Consider the following 3,047-nt stretch of genomic DNA (forward strand, 5'->3'; position numbering starts at 1 on the left):
TTGGCTGTTCTCATGGAGGATTCTCCCCCTCAATCTGAATCTGAGTTGATTCTACCAGATACGTGGGGGTGAAGGCATTACAAAATCAGTCAAAGTCGAGGCTGAAATCAAAACTAAACAGCCTCTGATGAACTGGGAGGTATCATCAAGCAGTCATCCGGTTCAGCGGTGAGGGTCACCAAAAACGCCGAGAGGAACTCCGCAACTATCGAGATCATGAATAAGGGTGTCTGGGAGGAAGTCGTCGACCTGCAGCCAATGGCGCGGTTAAAGGAACCGATGGGGCACGGGTTGCCAGGATTTGAGACTTCCGTTGTCCAGGGCGTCAATATGCAGACCCCGCAATCGCAACTGGGTAGAGCATTCAAGAGACTGGAGCAACAGTTCGGAGAGAAGGGTGCTGCCCGGTTTCCGCAATACGTGAAGGCATTGGGCGGAGAGATAGAACTGGGCATCGGCGCCAAACCACCCACGTTCCGGCAATTGACGGCACTCAAAGCGAAGGGTGTCAGGAACACGGCCAGAGATATATTCGTGAAAGGGTTATCCAAAGACAGAAGGATCGCTGCTGCCGCTGAGGTAGCTCCCGATCTGGAGAAGGACGCTGCCAAGCTCCTTGATCTGGAAGGCGATCTGGCGAAGGCCGAACAGGCGCTGGCCAGGGAAACGGCCCGATCGCGCGAGATCGTGCGCTCTGCCGAGGCCGTTATGCAGCAGCAGCAACGTTTGCCGATAGCCATCAAGCAATCGCTACAGGTTGCCAGAGAGAAACTGGATTCTAGCAAGAGTAAAACGGCGGAAGCCACACGTGAGTATGAAGCCACTCGCTATCAGCTTGGATCACAAGTTGCAGGAAGGGTAATCGTTCTGGAAAACGTGATAGACCGGATGGGAAGCGAGACGAGATCGGATGCACCCGAAACCTATGAGAGACTGCTGGCGGAGAGCTCTTATAGCCCCAAACCTGTGCGACCAGAGGATACCCCGAGTATCGATAGATCGCCTGCAGCCAGAGATATCGGGCGCGGCTCAGGCCGCCCTGGAGATGTCGAATCTCGGCCCCGAGGAGAAGAGTCCAAAGAAGAGGCCGGGGCCGATACCACGAGGCCGCTGCCGGGCAAGGAAGCTACGCCACATCGTCGAAGTGATGATACTGACGATGCCATGAGAGGCACCCCGGGAGATACGGGCAGAGATCAGCCTGGAAGAGGGGAAGAGGCAGATCGGCCAAGTAGAGGTGAACCCCCGCGCCGACCATTGCCGGGTAAGCCAGATTACCCTGACCAACCGAGGAGGCCGGATGATCGTGATAGGGTAGACAGAATTACCCGTCTGCCAGGAAAACCTCGGGTTCCAGACGTACCACCCAAGAAAGCACTTAATGGCAAAACGCCACAGTTCTTCATCAAGAACGCCCGCGGGGTACCTGAGAATCCGGGGACGGTCCTATTCCAGCAGGGATCATTGAATGGGAAGCCTGTCTGGGTGGAGGCTACACCGCCGTCGCCGGGAGCTACCAAGCGGAGCGAAACGGACGGAGTGAAGGTGTTCTTCAAGCCGCCTCCGGATGCCAAGCGCCCGTTTGGCACTCCACAGCAGACCCTGTTCACCCGGGGGGGATCACCGGCTAAGGAACTGGTGGTCAACGTGGGTGCCTTCGATGCCGTCATCAGGAATGGCAAGATCATCCGCCACGAGCGAGTGGGAGGAGCCACGATGATGCACCGCCAGGGCAGACAAGTAGTGACCAGCAGAGAAGAACGCATTATGACACCCCGGAGCAACAAAAAGGGGAGGAAGATATGAAAAACGGGAAAGGCAGAGCACAAAACTTAAGTAAGCGAGAAAGGTCACGACGGACCAGACTGTCGGAGAAGATGCCTGATGGTGGCTGGCGATTTACGCATCGGGATACTCCCAAAGGGGTAGCAAGGACTGACAATAAGACTGGGAAGAAGACCTATCTGTATCTCAAGTGAGATGTCTACGGAGCAGAGACAACAGTTCCTTATCGTCGGATACGACATTGGATAAGACACCGCTTTTACCTGTGTTGAAGACAATAATACCTTCGCGTCCCCTGTAACCTTTTTTCCCTGAAGTGTTACAGGGCGGTATCAAATTATGGATAAGCACGCCTTCTATATCAAAAACAATTTCCTGCGAAATTCTCTTGCCGTTGGGGGTGCAGATACGCCCAAAGCTCACCACCATTCTAACGCCATTGTATTTGTGGAGCCAGTCTCTCTGGTGTTGTTTCATTCGCTTACCAAAATCCTGAGTATATGTTTCACCAATGTACAAGAGCTTCCTAGGAACTCTGGACTCCATTTCATGTATAGCATAGATGCCATAATTCCTCGATTCGGGCCTTGTGTGTGCAGTATCCACGGGATAGTATCCCGACCAATCAATCTTAAACCAGCTCATTTGTCTTTGAGTATAGGTGCTCAATCTTAGCTTGTCAACAAAGATTTAGGCTCCCCAAAACATAGTACCTTAGTCACTTTGTAATCTTAAGAACGGCAGGAGGCATGATGAATCTACCCGTTTACCGGAGACCGGGCTTAGTGAAAGACACGTTAGTCCGTATAGCTTTCTATTGCGGCATGTCTCTTCATGTAGCATTGTTGACTACAGTGGTCTTTGTGCTTATCGAAGAAGCAATTTTCGCAGTATTCATGGCTTTAGGGATAACGGGCATGCTTGCTCTTGTGGTTTCTGCCCTTCTGCCACCCACGATAGCCGAAGATGAAGAAACCAAAACTCACGGCAAAGGTTAGTAACCATTGGAGTGCATTGTCCCAGACAATATCAGCGGCATTCGGTTTTGGAAGAATTCCAGAGTCCCTCCACTTGAGGTAATCAGTAATCACATGTTGAATATCCCAGCAGTCAAAGAGGAACACAATGAAGCCAATCAACATTCGTTTCATGCCTGGTTGAAGTATAACTGATGAGCCCTATGACATCGTCGGAATCAAGTCTTCCCCTCACGTAGTACATTGGTCATCGTTGTAATCTTGAGAACGGCGGAGAGGGTATGA

The 3,047-nt window shown here is 52.0% G+C and carries 3 protein-coding genes; 2 read left to right on the top strand and 1 reads right to left on the bottom strand.

Features of this window, described 5'->3' with window-relative positions:
- Nucleotides 1-216: 216 nt before the first annotated feature.
- Nucleotides 217-1,806: a hypothetical protein gene (locus PHV74_15845; GenBank protein ID MDD5095824.1), complete on the top strand. Its 1,590-nt coding sequence runs from the start codon at nt 217-219 to the stop codon at nt 1,804-1,806.
- Nucleotides 1,807-1,971: 165 nt separating this feature from the next.
- Here PHV74_15845 and PHV74_15850 read toward each other — a convergent pair whose 3' ends face one another.
- Nucleotides 1,972-2,430: a hypothetical protein gene (locus PHV74_15850; protein ID MDD5095825.1), complete on the bottom strand. Its 459-nt coding sequence runs from the start codon at nt 2,428-2,430 to the stop codon at nt 1,972-1,974.
- 140 nt (nt 2,431-2,570) lie between these two features.
- On the opposite strand from PHV74_15850, the gene PHV74_15855 reads away from it, so the two are divergent.
- Nucleotides 2,571-2,783, top strand: a complete 213-nt coding sequence (locus tag PHV74_15855) for a hypothetical protein (protein MDD5095826.1) — start codon at nt 2,571-2,573, stop codon at nt 2,781-2,783.
- Nucleotides 2,784-3,047: the final 264 nt, after the last annotated feature.

Source organism: Dehalococcoidia bacterium (assembly GCA_028711995.1).
Lineage (GTDB): Bacteria > Chloroflexota > Dehalococcoidia > SZUA-161 > SpSt-899 > JAQTRE01.

Bases quoted from the DNA above. Each gene is read 5' to 3' on its own strand.
- PHV74_15845 (MDD5095824.1), top strand. From the start codon at position 217: ATGAATAAGGGTGTCTGGGAGGAAGTCGTCGACCTGCAGCCAATGGCG.
- PHV74_15850 (MDD5095825.1), bottom strand. From the start codon at position 2,430: ATGAGCTGGTTTAAGATTGATTGGTCGGGATACTATCCCGTGGATACT.